We start from the raw sequence: 17,293 nt of genomic DNA, 5'->3' as shown, positions 1-17,293 counted from the left end.
CAGTCTCAAGGATCGATCAAGGAAGGCTCACCATGACCACCGCATTGCTGATCATCGATGTCCAGCGCGCCCTGTGCGCGGGCGAATACGAGTGCCACGACGCCAATCGGGTAATCGACACCATCAACGGCCTCAGCGCCCGCGCGCGCCAGTCGGGTGTGCCGGTGGTGTTGATCCAGCACAACGAAAAGGACAGCCCGTTCGCCCACGGCTCCGAAGGCTGGCAACTGGCTGAAGGCCTGAACACTGCACCTGGCGATCTGCGCGTCGACAAGACCGCCAACGACTCGTTCTACCAGACCAACCTGCAGAAACTGATCCCCCGGGAAGACTTCGACCGCCTGGTGATCTGTGGCATGCAAACCGATTACTGCGTCAACGCCACCGTGCGTCAGGCCCATCAACTGGGCTACGACGTGGAACTGGCGGCTGACGCCCATACGACGGTCGATAACGGCAACATGAGCGCCGAAGACATCATCGCCGAACACAACAAGGACTGGGCGCACCTGACCGGTTCCGTGGCGCGGATCGATGTGAAGCCGGCGGCTGAAATCAGATTCTGAGTCGTTCTTGCACAAGAGCCCGGTTGTCCGCCAGCAACCGGTGAAAAATCCAGAGCATCGATAGCCCGGGCCCGGCATACTGCCGCCGCCTCAGGAATGGAATCTGTCGATGCTCGCTTTCAATCTCCGTCACGCCTTGCTGCTGACGTCGCTCGTATTTGCTACTGCCTCCCACGCTGCCAGTTTCGACTGTGCTGGGGCTTCCAGCCCGGTTGAAAAAGCCGTTTGTGCGGATCCGAATATCTCAAGTCTTGATGAGAAGCTTGGGGTGCTTTGGCGGACAACGTTGGTGCAGGTGGCTGACCCGCAAGCGCTCAAGGCTGATCAAAGAGCATGGTTGAAGAACCGCAGCCTTTGTGGCGCTGAACCGGCGTGCTTGCATCGTGAATATCTGATGCGCCTGACTGAGCTGAAATATGCGACCAGAACGTTCTCATGGGATGCCACATGGCAGTTGATTCCTCACGGGGTGAACTCGGCATCCGAAGTGATTATCAAGCGTCAAGACGCCACACACATCCGCTTTGGGATTTCAGCACAGGAGGGCGCCAACTCTGGTGAATTGGAAGGTATTGCTGTGTTGAACGGTGGTGAAGCCCGTTTCGAAGAGGGTAGTTGCACGCTTGTTTTTCGAGCGATCAATGGTGTACTGGACGTCACACAGAATGGCGATGACGTTGATTGCGGTGCCGGTATGGGTGTCTTTTATTCAGGTCGTTATGTGGCGTCTGAAAAACCACTATCGATGAATTACAACCTGTTGAGCCTCGGACTTGCTCGTACGCAGCAAGAGGATCAGGCGATGCATAAACTGCTCAAGGGTGATTATCAGAAACTGGTGGACCGTACGAGTACGATGACCGTCGGCGACCCGGCGGTTGATGTGCCTGATGCAGAGGTCATCGAGATGTGGGTACGTGGGCTGGGCAATATGAACGCGGCCATTCTGATGCGTGCGGCCAGTAACCGTTTCTGGGTGCTGATGTTGGTGCCTGAAAAAGAGGGCCATACGCGAGCCCGTTACTACACCAATGTACCGGAATGGAAAAAGCGCCTGCCTGCTCAGTTCCAGGCATGGTACGAGCGGATGGAAGGCGACCGCACGCTTCCGCTGGATTTCATGCCCTGACGCTTCAGGTCGCAAACAGCACGTCACGGATTTCCTCCTTCCGTGGAGCCACGACCCCCTCCAGCACCAACCGCGTAATCGTCTGCGCCGCCACCGCATAATCCTCATCCTGCGGCACCTCCCGCCCGGTGATGCGCCCCATCTGCCAGCCAATGTTGGTGTAGGTGCGCGTCGCCGACCAGATAAACAGCATCAAATGTTCTGGATCGACCGGCGCCAGCAGCCCCCGGTCGATCCAGCTGCGCAGGCATTCGACATTGCGCCGGGCTTCGCCATACAGCAGATCGCGGCATTCTTCGGGCAACTGTCGGCCGCCAAGCAGCAACTCGCCGCTGAATACTTTGGCGATCGCCGGGTGCTCGCGGGCGATGCGGATGCGGGCGGCGACGTAGGCCCGCAGGCCAATCAGCGGGTCGTCACTTTCGCGCAGTACCGCCGAGGCTTCCAGCAGCGGTTCTACGAAGCCGAGCAGCACTTTGCCGTAGAGGTTTTCCTTGCTCTGGAAGTAGTAATAGAGATTGGCTTTGGGCACACCGGCGCGGGCGGCGATGTCGCGGGTCTGGGTCGCATCGAAACCGTTGGCGGCGAATTCTTCACTGGCGGCGGCCAGGATCAGTGGCTGGTTGCGTTCGCGGATGCTGCTCATGGACGGCATGGAGGGTCTGGCCATTCGGGTTCGCAATGTACAAAACTATATAGCGATTAAGCCAGCGAACTCGGTTCTCGGCGCTATGCTGGTTTCAATTTCAATTACATCAGGAAAAGGCCAATGACTTTCCAGGCCCAGCGCGCCACGACGATTCATCTCGACGCGGTAGCGAATCTGTTCGACGCCTATCGAGGCTTTTATGGTCAGCCGTCGAACCTTGAGCAATCGCGGGCCTTCATTGCCGAGCGCATGGCACTCAACGAGTCGAGCATTTTTCTGGTGCAGGACGATCACGGCGAAGCGCTCGGTTTCGTGCAGTTGTACCCGTCGTTTTCCTCGATTGACGCCCATCGCACCTGGCTGCTCAGCGACCTGTTCACCGCGCCGTTCGCCCGGGGCCGCGGGGTCGGCCGATTATTGATGAACACTGCCCGGGATTTCGCGCTGCAAACCGGCGCCAAAGGACTGGTGCTGGAAACCGCCACCGACAATTTCAGTGCCCAGGGTTTGTACCAGTCGCTCGGTTGGGTGCGTGATACAGGCTATTACACGTACACCCTCGATTTGCGCCAACGCTGAATCGGCGCGAACTTTTTCACGGTTTTGCCGAATCAGGTCTTTTCCCGGACGTAGACGATCACTAGAATCCGCCCCGGCGCTCCGCGATGGAGGCTCTTTGATATCATTTTAGGGAAGACATCATGCAATTCGGGAAAATCCTGGCGCTGGGTCTGGTGCTCGCGCTGGGCGGCTGTGCCAGTTTCACCCAGGACGAAGTGGCTCCGGTCACGCTGCCATCGATGGCCAGTTATGCCAACAAGCCAAACGTCTATGTCGATTTCGACTTTTATCAGGGCGAGCCGAAAAGTGCTTCCGCCGTGGAAATGCCACAAGCTCGGGACATGCTCAAACCGCAATTGCAAACCATCCTGAAGGATTCCGGTTTGTTCGGTCGTGTGACCTTCGACCAGTTCGAGAAGCAGCCAGGTGACTACAGCCTGCGTCTGAAAATGTACAACCATCCACCAAATGGCGGCCAACTGGTGCTGGCGTTCATCAGCGGTCTGAGCATGACGATCATTCCGGCCTACGCCACCGATCAGTACACCATGAGCCTGGAAACCCTCGATCAGCAAGGCCAGCCGCTGTCCACCGCCAGCAACCATGACGCGGTCGGCACCTGGATGGGCATCTGGTTCCTTCCGCTGGCGTTCAATACGCCGAAAGCGGCGGTGACCGACACGTTCACTCGGCAGGTCAATGCGTTGCTCAAGGAATGGGCCGACAGCAACCGTCCGAAGTATTCGGGCATCTGACTCACTCCAGCAGCAAAAAAAGAGCCGCAATCGCGGCTCTTTTTTTGACCTTACTTCAGGGCCTGAATGAACTGGGGATCGCTGTACAGATTCTTCAGCAAGTCCTGCAGCATCGGGTTGTAGGCGTTGGTCGCGTTGGGAATCGCGATAAAGCCGAAAAAGCTGCTGTTCCACTGATGGCTGACATCTTTGGTGGCGTCGTACACCACATCGTTGCCATTGCGCAGGGTGAAGCGTGCAGCGAGGGTGCCGTCACCGGTGCCCATGCCGGCGTTCAACTGGTTTTTCACGACCAGTACCTGCAGATGACGCGTCGCCTGCGGATCGAGCAGACCGGCCTTGCGCAGCTCTTCGGTGATCGCGTCCTGGATATGCGCCGGGATGCTGCCTGTCGGCGACTTGATCGGGTTGGCACGGACCATCAACGAGCCTTCGCCCGATTCAGCGGTGACCTGTGGATTGCTGATCGCGTGCAGCGGCGGGGTCTGCTTGAGCTTCTGAACATTGTCGAAGCTTGGCTCGTAACGGGCCATGGTCATGCCACAGCCTTGCAGGAGCAGAGCAAACAACGGGATCAACAACAGCGATTTTTTCACGGCAGTTCCTTGCGCGTAGAAGAGGGGGGCGAATTATGGGCATAGTGCCATCATTGGGCAACTCTGTTTGCCGTCCCTCATTCACGTTGCCGCAACAAGCCCTCGATCTGCGCCAATTCCCAGGTACTTAACAGACTGACAGGATCGGTGCCGAAGCGCTGCCGGGCGTCGAGCGTCCATTGGCGACCGTCCGGGCAAAGACAATCAGCGCAGTGATGCAGGCGCTGGCCGTCGAAGTCCAGCTGCAAGCGCCAGCCTTCAATGTCGACCGCAACCCGATCCGTTCCCGCGTCCATCACCTGCAAGCCACACACGCCCAGCGCGGCATCGCGCAATCGCTGGCACACTTCGCGGCTGGTCAATTCGGTCGGCATTCGGGGCTCCACTGGCAAAAACTGCGCGCCAGCATAGAGTGCATGCCGACGGTTGTCAGCGATGACTGGCCCGCGCCCGGGCATTTGCGTAACATCCGCAACCCTCTTTTTCCCGTGAATATCAGGGGCCGCGCCGGCGGCCGCTCTGTCAGGTAAGCCATGAAACCGATTCGTCTGCGCGCCGATGTCCTGGCCGGACTCACCACCTCGTTTGCCCTGTTGCCCGAATGCATTGCGTTTGCGCTGGTGGCTCATCTCAATCCACTGATGGGCCTGTACGGCGCCTTCATCATTTGCACGCTGACCGCGCTGTTCGGTGGCCGGCCGGGCATGGTGTCCGGGGCGGCCGGTTCAATGGCCGTAGTGATCGTCGCGCTGGTGGTCCAACACGGCGTGCAGTACCTGTTGGCGACGGTGTTGCTCGGCGGCCTGATCATGATGGCGTTCGGGCTGTTGCGGCTGGGCAAGCTGGTGCGCATGGTGCCGCACCCGGTGATGCTGGGGTTCGTCAACGGCCTGGCGATCATCATTGCGCTGGCGCAACTGGAGCATTTCAAGAGCGGTGAGCAATGGCTCAGTGGCACGCCGCTGTACCTGATGACCGGGCTGGTGCTGCTGACCATGGCCATCGTCTACATCCTGCCGCGCCTGACCCGTGCGGTGCCGCCGGCGCTGGTGGCAATCCTCGGCGTCGGGTTGCTGGTTTATCTGCTTGGTCTGCCAACCCGCACCCTTGGCGACATGGCGCACATCGCCGGCGGCCTGCCGACGTTTGCGCTGCCGGACATCCCGTGGACTCTCGACACCCTGCGCATCATTGCGCCCTACGCGATTCTGATGGCGCTGGTCGGTCTGCTGGAAACCCTGCTGACCCTCAACCTCACCGACGAAATCACTGAAACCCGTGGCTATCCGGATCGCGAATGCGTGGCGTTGGGCGCGGCAAACGTGGTCTCCGGTGCATTCGGCGGCATGGGCGGTTGCGCGATGATCGGCCAGACCGTGATCAACCTCAGTTCCGGCGGGCGCGGGCGCTTGTCCGGGGTGGTGGCCGGGGTGCTGATTCTGTTGTTCATTCTGTTTCTGTCGCCGTTGATCGAGCGGATTCCGCTGGCGGCGCTGGTGGGGGTGATGTTCGTGGTATCGCAGCAGACCTTTGCCTGGGCTTCGTTGCGGGTGCTGAACAAAGTGCCGCTCCACGATGTGTTGGTGATCATCGCGGTAACGATCATTACGGTGTTCACTGATTTGGCCACGGCTGTGCTGTGCGGGATCATCATCGCCGCGCTGAACTTTGCCTGGCAGCAAGCGCGCGAGCTGTACGCCGATGAACATCTGGAAGCGGACGGCAGCAAGCTCTATCGCCTGCACGGCACGCTGTTTTTTGCCTCGACCACGCCGTTTCTCAATCAGTTCGACCCGGCCACAGATCCGCAACGGGTGACGCTGGATTGTCGGCACCTGAGCTTTGTCGATTACTCGGCCATCGCCGCGCTGAAAACCCTGCGCGAACGCTACGCCAAGGCCGGCAAGCAGTTGCAGGTGTTTCACCTGTCCGAGCGCTGCAAGAAGTTGCTGAAACGCGCCGGGGTCGATCACGACTGAGATCGACCCCGGTCACTGGTCAGGCATCGATAGCAGGGAAGTCGATGTCGGTCAGCGCCGCGTTGTTCAGGTAGTTGGTGAGGGTTTGCACAGCGACGAGGGCGATCACTTCGATGATCTTCTTGTCGTCGATGCCGGCAGCGCGGGCGGCGGCAATCTGTTCATCGCTCAGATGACCACGGGTTTCGGTCAGTTGATGGGCGAGGGTGGCGAAGGCATTGAGCCGGCCATGACGCGCTTCGATGATGTCTTCTACTGCCAGCCCGGCCTTGCTGGCGAACAGGGTGTGTGCCGCCAGGCAATAGTCGCAACCGTTGACTTGCGAGGTGGCCAGGTACACCGCCTCTTTTTCCTTGGCGCTCAGGGACGTCTTGCCCAGCGTTGCCGAGATTTGCACGTAGGCATCCAGCGCGGCAGGTGCGACGGCCAGGGTCTTGAACAGGTTAGGCAGGAAGCCGATTTTTTTCTGCACGCCTTCAAGCACAGGGCGAGTGGCGTCGGTGGCGGTTTCGAGGCTGAGAGGGGCGATGCGGCTCATGGTGATTCTCCGAAAGTCCGGTGCGAAGTGCGCCGGGGATGGAGGTCATGTTATTGAGCGTGGCTGGTGCTTTGGATGCAAATCGTCGAGGATATGCGACAGATCGTCCAAACCTGTCCTTGCGAGAATCCGTCATGGATCGCCTTTCCACGTTGCTCAGTCATTTCGGCGTCAACGCCGGCACTTTTCACAGCGGCACGTTCTGCGGGGTGAGCGCCTACGGCGGCGATCAGGTCTGCGGGCATGTGCATTTGCTGCAGGCGGGAGAGCTGTTACTCAAGCCGGGCAATGATCCTCAAGTCTCGCTCAATGAACCGACCCTGATCTTCTTCCCTCGCCCCATGGCCCATCGCTTGTTCGCCAACGAAGCCATGGGCACGCAACTGGTGTGCGCATCGCTGACCTTCGACGGCGGCGCGGGCAATGCCCTGGCAGCAGCGCTGCCGGATTATCTGGTGCTGAAACTCGCTGACCTTCCGGAAATGGCCAGCACTTTGGAGTGGCTGTTCAAGGAAGCCTTCGACGGACACTGCGGGCGCGAAGCGGTGATGGACCGGTTGTTCGAATTGCTGGTGATTCTGCTGCTGCGCCACCTCATCAGCAGTCGCCACCAACAGCCGGGCATGATGGCGGGGCTGGCCGATCCGAAAATTTCCCGAGCCATGAATCTGATGCACGATCAACCGGCCAAGGCCTGGACCGTCGCCGAATTGGCAAACGCCGCCAATCTGTCTCGCGCCGGTTTCGCCGAACACTTCCGGAGGGTGGTGGGGCAGACGCCGGTGGATTATCTGGTGAACTGGCGGATCAGCCTCGCGCAGAAACGCTTGCGCGAGGGACGGCCGATTGCCCTGATCGCCGAAGAGGTCGGTTATGAAAGTCCCTCGGCGCTGGCCCGGGCGTTTCGGCGCAAGACCGGGCTCAGCCCGCGAGAATGGAAATCCGGCACGAGCTGAAGATTACTTGGCGAATTTCTTCGCCCCGGCCACGCACAGGATCACCCCCAGCGTGACCACCAGCATGCCCACGCTGACGTGTTCGTTGAGCAAGGTTGCGGCCAGTGCCAGGCCGAAAAACGGCTGGAGCAATTGCAACTGACCGACCGCCGCAATCCCGCCCTGAGCCAGGCCGCGATACCAGAACACGAAGCCGATCAGCATGCTGAACAGCGAAACATACGCCAGACACATCCACGCCGACAGGCTGATGCCGCTGAACGAGGCGGGCGCCAGCCACATACTCAGCACAACCATCACCGGCAACGACAACACCAGCGCCCAACAGATCACCTGCCAGCCGCCGAGGGTGCGTGACAGTTTGGCGCCTTCGGCGTAACCGAGGCCGCAGGCGAGAATCGCTGCCAGCATCAGCAGATCGCCGGTGGGCGAGGCGGTCAGGCCTTGCGAGATCGCGAAACCGACCACCAGCGAACTGCCCAGCACCGAAAAAATCCAGAACACCGGACGCGGCCGTTCACCGCCGCGCAACACACCAAAAATCGCCGTCGCCAGCGGCAGCAATCCTACAAACACAATCGAATGCGCCGACGTCACGTATTGCAGCGCCAGAGCCGTCAACAGCGGGAAACCCGCGACCACGCCCAGCGCCACGATCAACAACGAGAACCACTGATCCCGCGCCGGACGCCGTTCGCGAAACAGCCACAACAGGCTCAACGCCAGGGCGCCGGCGATGGTCGCGCGGATGACAGTGAGAAACACCGGGTCGAACTCCAGCACCGCCAGCCGCGTGGCGGGGAGCGAGCCGCTGAAGATCAGGACGCCGATGAAACCATTGATCCAGCCGCTGGTTTTTTCCAGGGCCGGGGTGCCGAGTTGGGTGGTTCGTTCCATGGATGTGGCGCTCGGAGGTGGGTTGCGTTGGATCGATCCTAGGGCTGAGAATCAGCACAATCAAAAAATTGTCATGGATACAAGCCGACATGCCGCGCTCCCGCTACAAGACCCTCGTCGACACCTATGCCGCCGACATCCGCGCTGGCCGCCTGTTGCCCGGTACGCGATTGCCGACCCACCGACAATTGGCGGCCAGTGAAGGGCTGGCGCTGGTCACGGCCTCGCGGGTGTACGCCGAGCTTGAGGCCATGGGCCTGGTCAGCGGCGAAGCCGGGCGTGGCACCTTTGTGCGGGAAACGTCGTTGTTGCCGGGGCAGGGCATCGACCAGAAAGACGTCGCGGTCGGCATGATCGATCTGAACTTCAACTACCCGTCATTGCCGGGGCAGGCCGAGCTGCTGCGCAGCGCGTTACGACAACTGGCGTTGTCCGGCGACCTTGAAGCGCTGCTGCGCTATCAGCCTCATGCCGGTCGCCAGCATGAACGGGCCTCGGTGGCGCGGCACCTGCAAACGCGGGGTTTGAGTGTCGAGGCCGAGCAGGTGCTGATCGTCAACGGCGCCCAGCAAGGATTGGCAGTCACGCTGATGGGTTTGCTCAAGCCCGGCGATGTGATTGCCGCCGACGCCTTGACCTACTCCGGATTCAAAGTGCTGGCCGAAGCGCTGCACCTGGAAGTGGTGGCGATTCCCGTGACTGAAAACGGGCCGGATCTGACAGCCCTCGACACACTCTGCCGTCAGCGCCCGGTGCGTGCCGTGTACAGCATGCCGACCCTGCACAACCCATTGGGTTGGGTGATGCCTTTGGCGCAACGTGAGGATTTGATCGCGATTGCCCGCCGGCATGATCTAACGATTCTTGAAGACGCGGCCTACGCCTTTCTGGTCGATAACCCACCGCCCCCGTTGGCGGTTCTGGCACCGGAACGCACGGTCTACGTTTCGGGCCTGTCGAAAAACATCGCCACCGGCCTGCGTGTCGGTTTCATCGCCGCGCCGGTCCAACGGGTGGCGGCACTGGAGCGGATCATCCGCGCCACCACCTGGAACACGCCCGGGGTAATGACTGCCATCGCCTGCAGCTGGCTCGACGACGGCACCGTGACCTTGCTCGAAGCACAAAAGCGCTGCGACGCTCAGGCCCGGCAAGTCCTGGCCGCCGAGATCCTCGAGGGCCTTCCGACCGTGGGCCATGCCTCATCGTATTTCCTCTGGCTGCCGTTGCCGGAAGATGTCCGGGCTGACCATATCGTGGTCGAGTTGATGCATGAACAGGTGTCGGTCACCACCGCCGAGCCCTTCACCGTGTCTGCCCATGTGCCCCATGCGATTCGGCTGGCGTTGGGCTCGGTGGACATGCTTGCCCTGCGTCAAGCCTTGCTCAAAGTCCGCCAGGTCGTGGGTGCCTACCTGTAGCGCAACTTGCCGCGCGCGATTACCCTTGGCGCCGCCGACGATCTGGAAATCCCTGATGAAAAACGCTGCATTAACGCTCGCTTTGATCCTCAACGCAGGCCTGCTCAGCACGCCAGCGCTGGCCGCTGGTGACGCTGAGGCCGGCGCCAAAATCTTCCCGCGCCTGTGCGGCGGCTGCCACCAGGTCGGCGAATCCGCTCGCCCGGGCTTCGGCCCGGAACTCAACGGCATTATCGGCCGCCCGGCGGGGACGTCGGCAAATTACGTGTATTCCGATGCGATGAAAAACTCAGGCCTGACTTGGGATCGTGCAACGCTGACCGCGTATCTGAAGGATCCGAAGGGCGTGGTGCCGGGGACGCGGATGATCTTTTGGGGGCTGAGTGACGAGGAGAAGATCGACAATCTGTTGGCATATCTGCAGACATTTTCTCAGCCATGAAGAGCCTGTGCGGGAGCTGAGCAAGGCCGAGCGGCCGTCGACGACTGCCCGGCTGACGACACGGCTTTTGACCCGGTTGAAGAGCGACACCTGATTCAAGTGCAGGTCAGCCGTGCCCGCTCACCTCGGTGAGTGAAGTCTGGCAGGCCACGCGATTACGACCCGCCGCTTTCGCCTGATACAACTGCTGATCGGCGCGTTTGACCAGCGTTGTCGGCTGGTTGTCGGCAGGGTCGGCCAGGCCAACACCGATGCTGACGGTCACCGGGCCGACCGCTGGAAAGGTCGCCTCGGCGATCGCTGACCGAATCTTCTCGGCGACGATGTCGGGGGTATCGGGTTTGGCGATCTCCGGCAGCAGCACGGCAAATTCTTCGCCTCCGTAACGTGCGACGAAATCCGTGCTCCGGATGCTGATCTGGATCAGCTGCGCCAATTGCCGCAATACGTCGTCGCCGGCCGCATGACCGTGGGTGTCGTTGATGCGCTTGAAGTGATCGGCGTCAATCAGAAGCAGCGCAAACGGCCGCCCGGTACGACGGAACAGCAGGCTGTATTCGGTGAGTTTTTCGTCGAAGCGGCGGCGGTTGTAGACACCGGTCAAACCATCGTGAGTGGCCAGGTTCAGCAGCTCGGCGTTGGCCAGGGTCAGGGCCGCCGTGCGTTGGGCGACGGTGGCTTCGAGCGAAGCGTTGGTCTCTTGCAGCTCACGCTCCTTGGCGAGCAGCGACTGAGTCATGGCGTCGATGGACTGGCCGAGCTGGGCAATTTCATGCACGGGATGCTGAAGCGGGAAGTGCGCACCAGGCTGGTTGTTCTGGACTTTTTGGGCAGAGCGCGCAAGTAGCTCGATGGGCCGGCTCAGGTACAGCGCCAGGTAATACGCCACGAGGCCGAACGCCACGGCGGCGAAAACTCCCAGCAACAGCAATTTATAAAACAGCAGTCGCGCCGGTTGCAGCGCGGTGTCCAGTGGTTGACGCACGGCAATCGACCACGACAACGCGGTGCCTGTAGGCGTCGGCACAGCCACCTCACTGGTCAGGTACCCGTTGCCGACGACCCAGCCCGGGGACATTGGATCCCTGGTCGGCATTTGTTGGCCAACCAGCGCTTCCGGGTACAGCACCTTGCCGTCGTGATCGATGATCAGCGCTTCGATATCCGGCTCCGCCCCCTTGTGCGACATCGCTGCCGCCTCGACGATATGCGTGACCCAGCTCCAGTGCGCATGGGCGCCAAGCACACCGAGCACCTGACCATCGGCATTGCGGATGGGTGCGGCGAAGTCGATGAAGCGCAGCGGCTCGCCGTTGGGCTGGCCCGGCAACAGTTTCGCCAACAATACGGCTTCGTGCGGATCGCCGGTGTATTCACCGCGCAGACCGGCCTGGAACCATGGGCGCTGTTGCACGGCCTGACCGACCAGCAAGCCGTTGACTGCCTGATGCACACGCCCCTGAGTGTCGGTCACCCCCATCCACGCATACTCGCTGCGGGCCTCGGTGCGCAGCTGCATCGACTTCAGAATCGCCGGATTGTCCAGATCGCCTCGTTCCAGATGCGGCGCCCGGCTGAGCAGATAGACCTCCAGTTGCCGTTCGCGCAACTGCTCGCCCAGCAACGCCGCCGCCGACCGCGCGGTACTCAGCAGCGCATTGCCACTGGCGCGTTTCATTTGTTCGGTGGCGATATCGCCGACATAGAAGCCCACGCTCAACAGCGTCAGCAGAGACAAACCGGCAAACCAGAGGGTGAGGTGGCTGCGCAGGCTGGCTTTGAGCATGGAGAAATGCCTGTCTTTATTGGAGTGGCGCCATGGTATGCGACATCGCGGATGAGCTGCCAGCAAGGCGTTTCACGAAATCGGCCGAGATTGATACCAATGAGCCACTACGTTCGGTAAAGTGTGCGCCGCCCGAGAGACGGATCCCGGGCGTTTACCCATGGAGTCTTGCAGTGAAATACCTCAGCAAAGTCGTCGCCACCGCCCTGATCGGTGCGGTTCTGGCAGGTTGCACCGGCACCCCGATGAACACCAGACAATACGACAGCAGCCAATACACCGTGATTGGCCACAGCGAAGCCACCGCCACCGGTCTGCTGCTGTTCGGCGTGATCCCGATCCGCCAGAACAGCCGTTTTGTCCGCGCACAGGATGCCGCGATCAAAGCCAAGGGCGGCGACGCCATGATCAACACCCAGGTTCAGGAAAACTGGTTCTGGGCCTGGGTCCTGACCGGTTACACCACCAAGATCTCCGGTGACGTGGTCAAACTGAAAACCGTGCAATAAGCGCCGGTTGGACGTGAAAAAGCCCGGCTGATCAGGCCGGGCTTTTTGTTTGTGCAGCGGTAGAGCGTTTGATTCAGGCGATGCGGCGTTCGATCAGGCGATCCGAACCACCTTCAGCCACACGGCGTTCGATCAGACGATCCGAACCACCTTCGGCAACGCGGCGTTCGAGCAGGCGATCAGCGCCACCTTCAGCAACGCGGCGTTCGATCAGACGATCCGAACCACCTTCAGCCACGCGACGTTCGAGCAGGCGATCAGCGCCACCTTCAGCCACACGACGTTCGATCAAACGATCCGAACCACCCTCGGCCAAGCGACTTTCAATCAACCGGTCCGAACCGCCTTCGGCGATCAGGGTATGGGCGGGTTTGGCTGCAAAAGCGTTGACTGCAAGAACCGAGAAAGCGATGCCGAGAAGGATTTGGCGTTTCATGATCGTGTGCTCCAGGGGTGTTGTTGGTTGGTATGGAGCCGATGTTACGCCGCGGATTTTTTATGAGAACTTCATTGAACTGATGGTGACTATCGACGCCAGCAATGAATGCCAGAACCCTTGTTCTAGGGCGCCAGCGGCCGAATGCACAGCTCTCCGGTGGCGCGGGTCAGGGCCAGATCATGCAGCGTATCGCGGGTCAGACCACTGCGCGCCTTGGCCAGCCACGCCGGGCAGTTCGGGTCGTGGCGGTAGGGCGTGAAGTCGGCGTATTGCTGCAGCAGACGGGTTTGCAACTCATCCAGACGCGGGCGAATCTGCTTGCCCAGATCCGGGCGCGGCGTGTCCGGCGCGGCACCGGCCGCTTGCCATTGTGCGAGCAAACCGTACTGCACCAGTTTGTTGGCCTCCATCTGCGCGGCGATCAACTGCGCGACGTCTTCCGGGTCGAGCTTGCGTTCGGTGGCCAGCTTGCGGGCGTTGTCGATCACCTGCGCCTCACGAGGACTGTCCTGGATCGGCTTGCCGCTGTCCCATTTGGTCAGGGCGACGAGGTCGCCGATGTTCAGGCGTTCGTTCAACGTATTCACCAATCCTTGCACCCCCTCGGGCGAGGGGGCGGGAGCGGCGTAGGCAGTCGTCGCCAGAACAGTCAATAAGGTGCAACTCAGCAGAAATGGGGAACGGCGCATGGGAGGGATTCACTTCCTGTCGTGATAGGGGAGGCTGCGGACATTGATCAAGATGCAGATTGCGACGTTTTAATGCAAACCGGTGCGACCTGAACGGCATGGCATACCTTAGACTCTGTCATCAGCTCCCACCCGAGACGGATCCTCAATGCAAACCCCCGCCCATTCGCCCCTCTGGAAAACCTACCTGCTGTTCCTGGCCCCGATGGTGCTGTCGAACTTCCTGCAATCGATGTCGGGCACGGTCAACAGCATCTACATCGGCCAGATGCTCGGCACTCAGGCGCTGGCGGCGGTGTCGGGGATGTTTCCGATCATCTTTTTCTTCATCGCGCTGGTCATCGGCCTGGGCGCCGGGGCAGGGGTGTTGATCGGTCAGGCGTGGGGCGCGCGGGAATCGCACATGGTCAAGGCGATTGCCGGGGCGACGCTGTTGCTGGGGGTCTTGATCGGGCTGGTGGCGGCGGTGTTGGGCAGTGTTTTTGCGCGTCAGGCCTTGCAGGGTTTGGGCACGCCGGCGGATGTGCTGGACGATGCGGTGGCCTATGCCCGGGTGATGATGTGGACCTTGCCGTTTGTGCTGGTGTACGTGCTGTTCACTCAGTTGTTGCGCGGGGTGAGCGATACGCTGTCGCCGATGTTGGCGCTGCTGCTGTCGACCGTTGTCGGGCTGGCGCTGACTCCGGCGTTCATTCGCGGCTGGATCGGCTTGCCGCAACTGGGGATCCAGAGTGCGGCGGTTGCAGGTCTGGCCGGCACGCTGACGTCGATGGCGTGGCTGTCATGGAGCCTGATTCGCAAGGGCCATCCGCTGGCGCCGGATCGCGAGTTTTTCGCGGCGCTGCGACTGGACGGCGCGATTCTCGGCAAGGTGTTGCGCATCGGCTTGCCAACCGGGGTGCAGATGATCGTGTTGTCGCTGTCGGAGCTGGTGATTCTGGCGCTGGTCAACCAGCACGGCTCGCAGGCGACGGCGGCCTATGGGGCGGTGACGCAGATCGTCAATTACGTGCAGTTCCCGGCGCTGTCGATTGCGATCACCGCGTCGATCCTCGGCGCCCAGGCGATCGGTGCCGGGCGGCTGGAGCGCATGGGCCCGATCCTGCGCACCGGGCTGTGGATCAACGTGTGCCTGACCGGGGGCTTGATCCTGTCGGGTTACCTGTTGTCGCACTGGTTGCTGGGGCTGTTCCTGACCGAAGACTCGACCCGGGCGATGGCCGAGCACCTGTTGCACATCATGTTGTGGAGCCTGTTGATCTTCGGTTTCCAGGCGATCATTGGCGGCATCATGCGCGCCAGCGGCACGGTGCTGGTGCCGGTGGGCGTGGCGATCATCTGCGTGCTCGGGGTGCAGTTGCCGGCGGCCTACTGGCTGGACGGGCGGTTTGGTCTGCAGGGTGTGTGGATGGCGTTTCCGATTGCGTATCTGGGGATGCTGGTGCTGCAGACGCTGTATTACAAACGGGTCTGGCAGCATCAGAAGATTGAGCGGTTGGTGTGACGGACTGATCCAGGTGGGCGTTGGCGGGGCTGGCGCAAGTGACGGATGTTTGCTTAAGTCATTCGAGACCCATCGGGCGCCGGAGCATTGCATGTCGATTCGCTTATTGTTGGCCGCCGCGTGTAGCCTGATTGTTGCCCCTGCTGCGCATGCGGTGGAGTACACCCGGGTCAACACCACCGCCAGCCAGATCAGCTTCACTTACAACCAGATGGGCTCGCGGATGTACGGCACTTTCGGCAAGTTCGACGCAACGCTGGATTTCGACAGCGACAATCTCGCCAATGCCCGCACCACGCTGCACATCGACCTGACCAGCATCGACGCCGGCAGTGAAGACGCCAACACCGAGCTGGTGAAACCGGCGTGGTTCGACACCGAAAAATTCCCGGTGGCGGTATTCGAATCGACCCGCTTCAGCCCGGCCGGCGCCAACCGTTATCTGGTCGACGGCCATCTCACCCTCAAAGGCATCACCCGTGAGGTGCAGGTGCCGGTGCAACTCAAACCCGACAGCAGCATCGGTATTTTTGACGGCGAACTGGTGCTCAAGCGCGACCAGTTCGGGCTCGGTGCAGGGGAGTGGGCGGACACCGTGGTGTCCAAGGACATCGACATCAAGTTCAAGGTCGTTGCCCCCGCGCAGTGACCGGCCTCAATACGCTCGCCAATGCCCCGGCATCCAGCGCCATTGGTTGCCGGCCCAGCGGTAATGCCCGGCGACCCAGTGATAACCCGGCGCAGGCATGACCGGGACCACTTCGACGATCGGTGGTGGCCGATGCGGGCGAACCGGTTCGACGACGCAGCCCGACAGGGTGATTGCCATCAGCGTGGCAGCGAGCAGGTTTTTTGGGGAACGCAGAACGTTCATGACAACTCCTCAAGGCCTGCGTCTGGAAATGAACGCAGTTGAAAAATTGGACGCCAAATCGGCGAAAGATCCGTTCTCGGGCAGATGAAATTTTTGTCAGGCGTGCACAAGGTATGATGTCGCGGTTCGCCGCTCGCTCAACCCGCCCGGCAACTTGTGTTTTACCGTTGGAGTCCGCCCGCCATGCCCCGCATCACCCACTACAAAACCCCATGCTCCGAAGGCGTCAACAGCCAGATCCTGCAAATGGTGGTCGACTATCTCACCGACATCAGTGCCATCGGCCTCGGCCCGAGCAACCTGCTGTACAACGTCTATCAGTACGCGGTGGGCTATGAGGTGCATCTGTATCTGGAGGCGTTGAACGGCGAGAAGGGCACCGAGGTGGAACTGCTGGTGGCCACCGATGACGATGATCCGGAGCAGGTGATCGGCTTCCTGTTGTACCTGCCGGTGCAGGGTGATTGGGAGGCGTGCAACGTGGCCTATCTGGCGGTGCGCGAGGGCCATCGGCGTCAGGGCGTGGCCCGCTCGTTGATCGCGGACATGGTGGCGCGTTACCCCCATGCCGAGCTGACCTGCAGCGTCGGCAAGGTGCCGTATTTCGAGGCGCTGGGTTTTGAAGTGCTGGGCCAACTCGAAACGCAGGTGCTGATGAGCACCCGGCATTACCGCAGCAACGGGCTGCGCGGGTTTATCGACACAACGCCGATCTACCGCTCTCTGGAAGTGCAGCAGATCCACACCTACCTGCTGCAAAAGCACGGCAAGCGGGCGATGCTCGATGCCGAGAAACAGCGCGACCGGCATCTGGATCAGGTTACCCGCCGCACTGAAGAGTTTGTCCGCCAGCGCCTGACCGTTCACTGACCCGGGCAGCGGGCAAAAAGCCCTTGTTGCGCTTAGCGCAGCAAGGGCTTTTTTGTGGTTCTTCACGGAATCCCGGGAAACATAGAAACAAGAACGCCGATTTGGTTGATGATGTTCGTGCGAGCAAACACAT

General features: G+C 61.0%; 21 protein-coding genes. 12 read left to right on the top strand and 9 right to left on the bottom strand.

The window, feature by feature from the left end:
- The first annotated feature begins 32 nt into the window (after positions 1 to 32).
- Positions 33 to 566, top strand: coding sequence for a cysteine hydrolase family protein (locus tag ACKJSM_RS10520; RefSeq protein WP_410237389.1), 534 nt, complete (start codon positions 33 to 35; stop codon positions 564 to 566).
- Positions 567 to 675: 109 nt separating this feature from the next.
- On the top strand, positions 676 to 1,695 hold the full coding sequence (locus tag ACKJSM_RS10515; protein WP_410237388.1) for a lysozyme inhibitor LprI family protein: 1,020 nt from the start codon (positions 676 to 678) through the stop codon (positions 1,693 to 1,695).
- A 4-nt stretch (positions 1,696 to 1,699) separates the two neighbouring features.
- Here the strand turns inward: ACKJSM_RS10515 and ACKJSM_RS10510 are convergent, their stop codons facing one another.
- Positions 1,700 to 2,341 carry a TetR/AcrR family transcriptional regulator gene (locus ACKJSM_RS10510; RefSeq protein ID WP_410237538.1) on the bottom strand — a complete coding sequence of 214 codons (642 nt, stop codon included), beginning with the start codon at positions 2,339 to 2,341 and terminating at the stop codon, positions 1,700 to 1,702.
- A gap of 123 nt (positions 2,342 to 2,464) precedes the next feature.
- Here ACKJSM_RS10510 and ACKJSM_RS10505 point away from each other — a divergent pair, with 123 nt between their 5' ends.
- Together ACKJSM_RS10505 and ACKJSM_RS10500 are read left to right on the top strand one after the other, a co-directional pair.
- Positions 2,465 to 2,923 carry a GNAT family N-acetyltransferase gene (locus ACKJSM_RS10505; RefSeq protein WP_410237387.1) on the top strand — a complete coding sequence of 153 codons (459 nt, stop codon included), beginning with the start codon at positions 2,465 to 2,467 and terminating at the stop codon, positions 2,921 to 2,923.
- Positions 2,924 to 3,045: 122 nt separating this feature from the next.
- On the top strand, positions 3,046 to 3,660 hold the full coding sequence (locus tag ACKJSM_RS10500; protein ID WP_410237386.1) for a hypothetical protein: 615 nt from the start codon (positions 3,046 to 3,048) through the stop codon (positions 3,658 to 3,660).
- 50 nt (positions 3,661 to 3,710) lie between these two features.
- On the opposite strand, the gene ACKJSM_RS10495 is transcribed toward ACKJSM_RS10500, so the two are convergent.
- Both ACKJSM_RS10495 and ACKJSM_RS10490 read right to left on the bottom strand, forming a co-directional pair.
- Positions 3,711 to 4,256, bottom strand: coding sequence for a hypothetical protein (locus ACKJSM_RS10495; protein WP_410237385.1), 546 nt, complete (start codon positions 4,254 to 4,256; stop codon positions 3,711 to 3,713).
- A 77-nt stretch (positions 4,257 to 4,333) separates the two neighbouring features.
- Positions 4,334 to 4,630: a hypothetical protein gene (locus ACKJSM_RS10490; RefSeq protein ID WP_410237384.1), complete on the bottom strand. Its 297-nt coding sequence runs from the start codon at positions 4,628 to 4,630 to the stop codon at positions 4,334 to 4,336.
- A 159-nt stretch (positions 4,631 to 4,789) separates the two neighbouring features.
- On the opposite strand from ACKJSM_RS10490, the gene ACKJSM_RS10485 reads away from it, so the two are divergent.
- Entirely contained in the window at positions 4,790 to 6,235 is a 1,446-nt protein-coding gene (locus tag ACKJSM_RS10485) for a SulP family inorganic anion transporter (protein ID WP_410237383.1), read from the top strand.
- A 19-nt stretch (positions 6,236 to 6,254) separates the two neighbouring features.
- Here the strand turns inward: ACKJSM_RS10485 and ACKJSM_RS10480 are convergent, their stop codons facing one another.
- Entirely contained in the window at positions 6,255 to 6,773 is a 519-nt protein-coding gene (locus ACKJSM_RS10480; RefSeq protein WP_410237382.1) for a carboxymuconolactone decarboxylase family protein, read from the bottom strand.
- Positions 6,774 to 6,907: 134 nt separating this feature from the next.
- Between ACKJSM_RS10480 and ACKJSM_RS10475 the strand changes: the two genes are divergently transcribed.
- On the top strand, positions 6,908 to 7,729 hold the full coding sequence (locus ACKJSM_RS10475; protein ID WP_410237381.1) for a cupin domain-containing protein: 822 nt from the start codon (positions 6,908 to 6,910) through the stop codon (positions 7,727 to 7,729).
- A 3-nt stretch (positions 7,730 to 7,732) separates the two neighbouring features.
- Here the strand turns inward: ACKJSM_RS10475 and ACKJSM_RS10470 are convergent, their stop codons facing one another.
- Positions 7,733 to 8,626, bottom strand: a complete 894-nt coding sequence (locus tag ACKJSM_RS10470; RefSeq protein ID WP_410237380.1) for a DMT family transporter — start codon at positions 8,624 to 8,626, stop codon at positions 7,733 to 7,735.
- Between the two features lie 89 nt (positions 8,627 to 8,715).
- Between ACKJSM_RS10470 and ACKJSM_RS10465 the strand changes: the two genes are divergently transcribed.
- On the top strand, positions 8,716 to 10,047 hold the full coding sequence (locus tag ACKJSM_RS10465; protein WP_410237379.1) for a PLP-dependent aminotransferase family protein: 1,332 nt from the start codon (positions 8,716 to 8,718) through the stop codon (positions 10,045 to 10,047).
- A gap of 55 nt (positions 10,048 to 10,102) precedes the next feature.
- Positions 10,103 to 10,489, top strand: a complete 387-nt coding sequence (locus ACKJSM_RS10460) for a c-type cytochrome (protein WP_410237378.1) — start codon at positions 10,103 to 10,105, stop codon at positions 10,487 to 10,489.
- A 106-nt stretch (positions 10,490 to 10,595) separates the two neighbouring features.
- Here ACKJSM_RS10460 and ACKJSM_RS10455 read toward each other — a convergent pair whose 3' ends face one another.
- A complete protein-coding gene (locus ACKJSM_RS10455) occupies positions 10,596 to 12,275 on the bottom strand; it encodes a diguanylate cyclase (RefSeq protein ID WP_410237377.1) in 1,680 nt (559 codons plus the stop codon).
- A 173-nt stretch (positions 12,276 to 12,448) separates the two neighbouring features.
- Between ACKJSM_RS10455 and ACKJSM_RS10450 the strand changes: the two genes are divergently transcribed.
- On the top strand, positions 12,449 to 12,784 hold the full coding sequence (locus tag ACKJSM_RS10450; protein ID WP_236177591.1) for a hypothetical protein: 336 nt from the start codon (positions 12,449 to 12,451) through the stop codon (positions 12,782 to 12,784).
- Between the two features lie 73 nt (positions 12,785 to 12,857).
- Here ACKJSM_RS10450 and ACKJSM_RS10445 read toward each other — a convergent pair whose 3' ends face one another.
- Together ACKJSM_RS10445 and ACKJSM_RS10440 are read right to left on the bottom strand one after the other, a co-directional pair.
- Positions 12,858 to 13,220 (bottom strand): hypothetical protein, encoded by a 363-nt coding sequence (locus ACKJSM_RS10445; RefSeq protein WP_410237376.1) that lies wholly within the window; start codon positions 13,218 to 13,220, stop codon positions 12,858 to 12,860.
- 125 nt (positions 13,221 to 13,345) lie between these two features.
- A complete protein-coding gene (locus ACKJSM_RS10440; RefSeq protein ID WP_410237375.1) occupies positions 13,346 to 13,912 on the bottom strand; it encodes a chorismate mutase in 567 nt (188 codons plus the stop codon).
- Between the two features lie 148 nt (positions 13,913 to 14,060).
- Between ACKJSM_RS10440 and ACKJSM_RS10435 the strand changes: the two genes are divergently transcribed.
- Both ACKJSM_RS10435 and ACKJSM_RS10430 read left to right on the top strand, forming a co-directional pair.
- The gene (locus ACKJSM_RS10435; RefSeq protein ID WP_410237374.1) at positions 14,061 to 15,416 is read left to right on the top strand and encodes an MATE family efflux transporter; all 1,356 of its coding nucleotides are present in this window, start codon (positions 14,061 to 14,063) and stop codon (positions 15,414 to 15,416) included.
- Positions 15,417 to 15,507: 91 nt separating this feature from the next.
- Positions 15,508 to 16,065 (top strand): YceI family protein, encoded by a 558-nt coding sequence (locus tag ACKJSM_RS10430; RefSeq protein WP_410237373.1) that lies wholly within the window; start codon positions 15,508 to 15,510, stop codon positions 16,063 to 16,065.
- Between the two features lie 6 nt (positions 16,066 to 16,071).
- Here ACKJSM_RS10430 and ACKJSM_RS10425 read toward each other — a convergent pair whose 3' ends face one another.
- Positions 16,072 to 16,290 (bottom strand): YXWGXW repeat-containing protein, encoded by a 219-nt coding sequence (locus ACKJSM_RS10425; RefSeq protein WP_410237372.1) that lies wholly within the window; start codon positions 16,288 to 16,290, stop codon positions 16,072 to 16,074.
- A 183-nt stretch (positions 16,291 to 16,473) separates the two neighbouring features.
- Between ACKJSM_RS10425 and ACKJSM_RS10420 the strand changes: the two genes are divergently transcribed.
- The gene (locus ACKJSM_RS10420) at positions 16,474 to 17,160 is read left to right on the top strand and encodes a GNAT family N-acetyltransferase (RefSeq protein ID WP_410237371.1); all 687 of its coding nucleotides are present in this window, start codon (positions 16,474 to 16,476) and stop codon (positions 17,158 to 17,160) included.
- Positions 17,161 to 17,293 lie beyond the last annotated feature (133 nt).

This window comes from Pseudomonas sp. PHC1, assembly GCF_046487845.1.
Lineage (GTDB): Bacteria > Pseudomonadota > Gammaproteobacteria > Pseudomonadales > Pseudomonadaceae > Aquipseudomonas > Aquipseudomonas sputi.
The sequence above is the reverse complement of the archived record's forward strand: the minus strand, read 5'-3'. Positions and strand labels throughout refer to the sequence as shown.

What these genes read in the sequence shown, in the direction of transcription:
- ACKJSM_RS10490 (WP_410237384.1), bottom strand. Translation starts at nt 4,630, where the DNA reads ATGCCGACCGAATTGACCAGCCGCGAAGTGTGCCAGCGATTGCGCGAT.
- ACKJSM_RS10440 (WP_410237375.1), bottom strand. Translation starts at nt 13,912, where the DNA reads ATGCGCCGTTCCCCATTTCTGCTGAGTTGCACCTTATTGACTGTTCTG.
- ACKJSM_RS10445 (WP_410237376.1), bottom strand. Translation starts at nt 13,220, where the DNA reads ATGAAACGCCAAATCCTTCTCGGCATCGCTTTCTCGGTTCTTGCAGTC.
- ACKJSM_RS10515 (WP_410237388.1), top strand. Translation starts at nt 676, where the DNA reads ATGCTCGCTTTCAATCTCCGTCACGCCTTGCTGCTGACGTCGCTCGTA.
- ACKJSM_RS10465 (WP_410237379.1), top strand. Translation starts at nt 8,716, where the DNA reads ATGCCGCGCTCCCGCTACAAGACCCTCGTCGACACCTATGCCGCCGAC.
- ACKJSM_RS10430 (WP_410237373.1), top strand. Translation starts at nt 15,508, where the DNA reads ATGTCGATTCGCTTATTGTTGGCCGCCGCGTGTAGCCTGATTGTTGCC.
- ACKJSM_RS10425 (WP_410237372.1), bottom strand. Translation starts at nt 16,290, where the DNA reads ATGAACGTTCTGCGTTCCCCAAAAAACCTGCTCGCTGCCACGCTGATG.
- ACKJSM_RS10435 (WP_410237374.1), top strand. Translation starts at nt 14,061, where the DNA reads ATGCAAACCCCCGCCCATTCGCCCCTCTGGAAAACCTACCTGCTGTTC.
- ACKJSM_RS10520 (WP_410237389.1), top strand. Translation starts at nt 33, where the DNA reads ATGACCACCGCATTGCTGATCATCGATGTCCAGCGCGCCCTGTGCGCG.
- ACKJSM_RS10480 (WP_410237382.1), bottom strand. Translation starts at nt 6,773, where the DNA reads ATGAGCCGCATCGCCCCTCTCAGCCTCGAAACCGCCACCGACGCCACT.
- ACKJSM_RS10485 (WP_410237383.1), top strand. Translation starts at nt 4,790, where the DNA reads ATGAAACCGATTCGTCTGCGCGCCGATGTCCTGGCCGGACTCACCACC.
- ACKJSM_RS10470 (WP_410237380.1), bottom strand. Translation starts at nt 8,626, where the DNA reads ATGGAACGAACCACCCAACTCGGCACCCCGGCCCTGGAAAAAACCAGC.
- ACKJSM_RS10420 (WP_410237371.1), top strand. Translation starts at nt 16,474, where the DNA reads ATGCCCCGCATCACCCACTACAAAACCCCATGCTCCGAAGGCGTCAAC.
- ACKJSM_RS10500 (WP_410237386.1), top strand. Translation starts at nt 3,046, where the DNA reads ATGCAATTCGGGAAAATCCTGGCGCTGGGTCTGGTGCTCGCGCTGGGC.
- ACKJSM_RS10460 (WP_410237378.1), top strand. Translation starts at nt 10,103, where the DNA reads ATGAAAAACGCTGCATTAACGCTCGCTTTGATCCTCAACGCAGGCCTG.
- ACKJSM_RS10455 (WP_410237377.1), bottom strand. Translation starts at nt 12,275, where the DNA reads ATGCTCAAAGCCAGCCTGCGCAGCCACCTCACCCTCTGGTTTGCCGGT.
- ACKJSM_RS10505 (WP_410237387.1), top strand. Translation starts at nt 2,465, where the DNA reads ATGACTTTCCAGGCCCAGCGCGCCACGACGATTCATCTCGACGCGGTA.
- ACKJSM_RS10475 (WP_410237381.1), top strand. Translation starts at nt 6,908, where the DNA reads ATGGATCGCCTTTCCACGTTGCTCAGTCATTTCGGCGTCAACGCCGGC.
- ACKJSM_RS10510 (WP_410237538.1), bottom strand. Translation starts at nt 2,341, where the DNA reads ATGAGCAGCATCCGCGAACGCAACCAGCCACTGATCCTGGCCGCCGCC.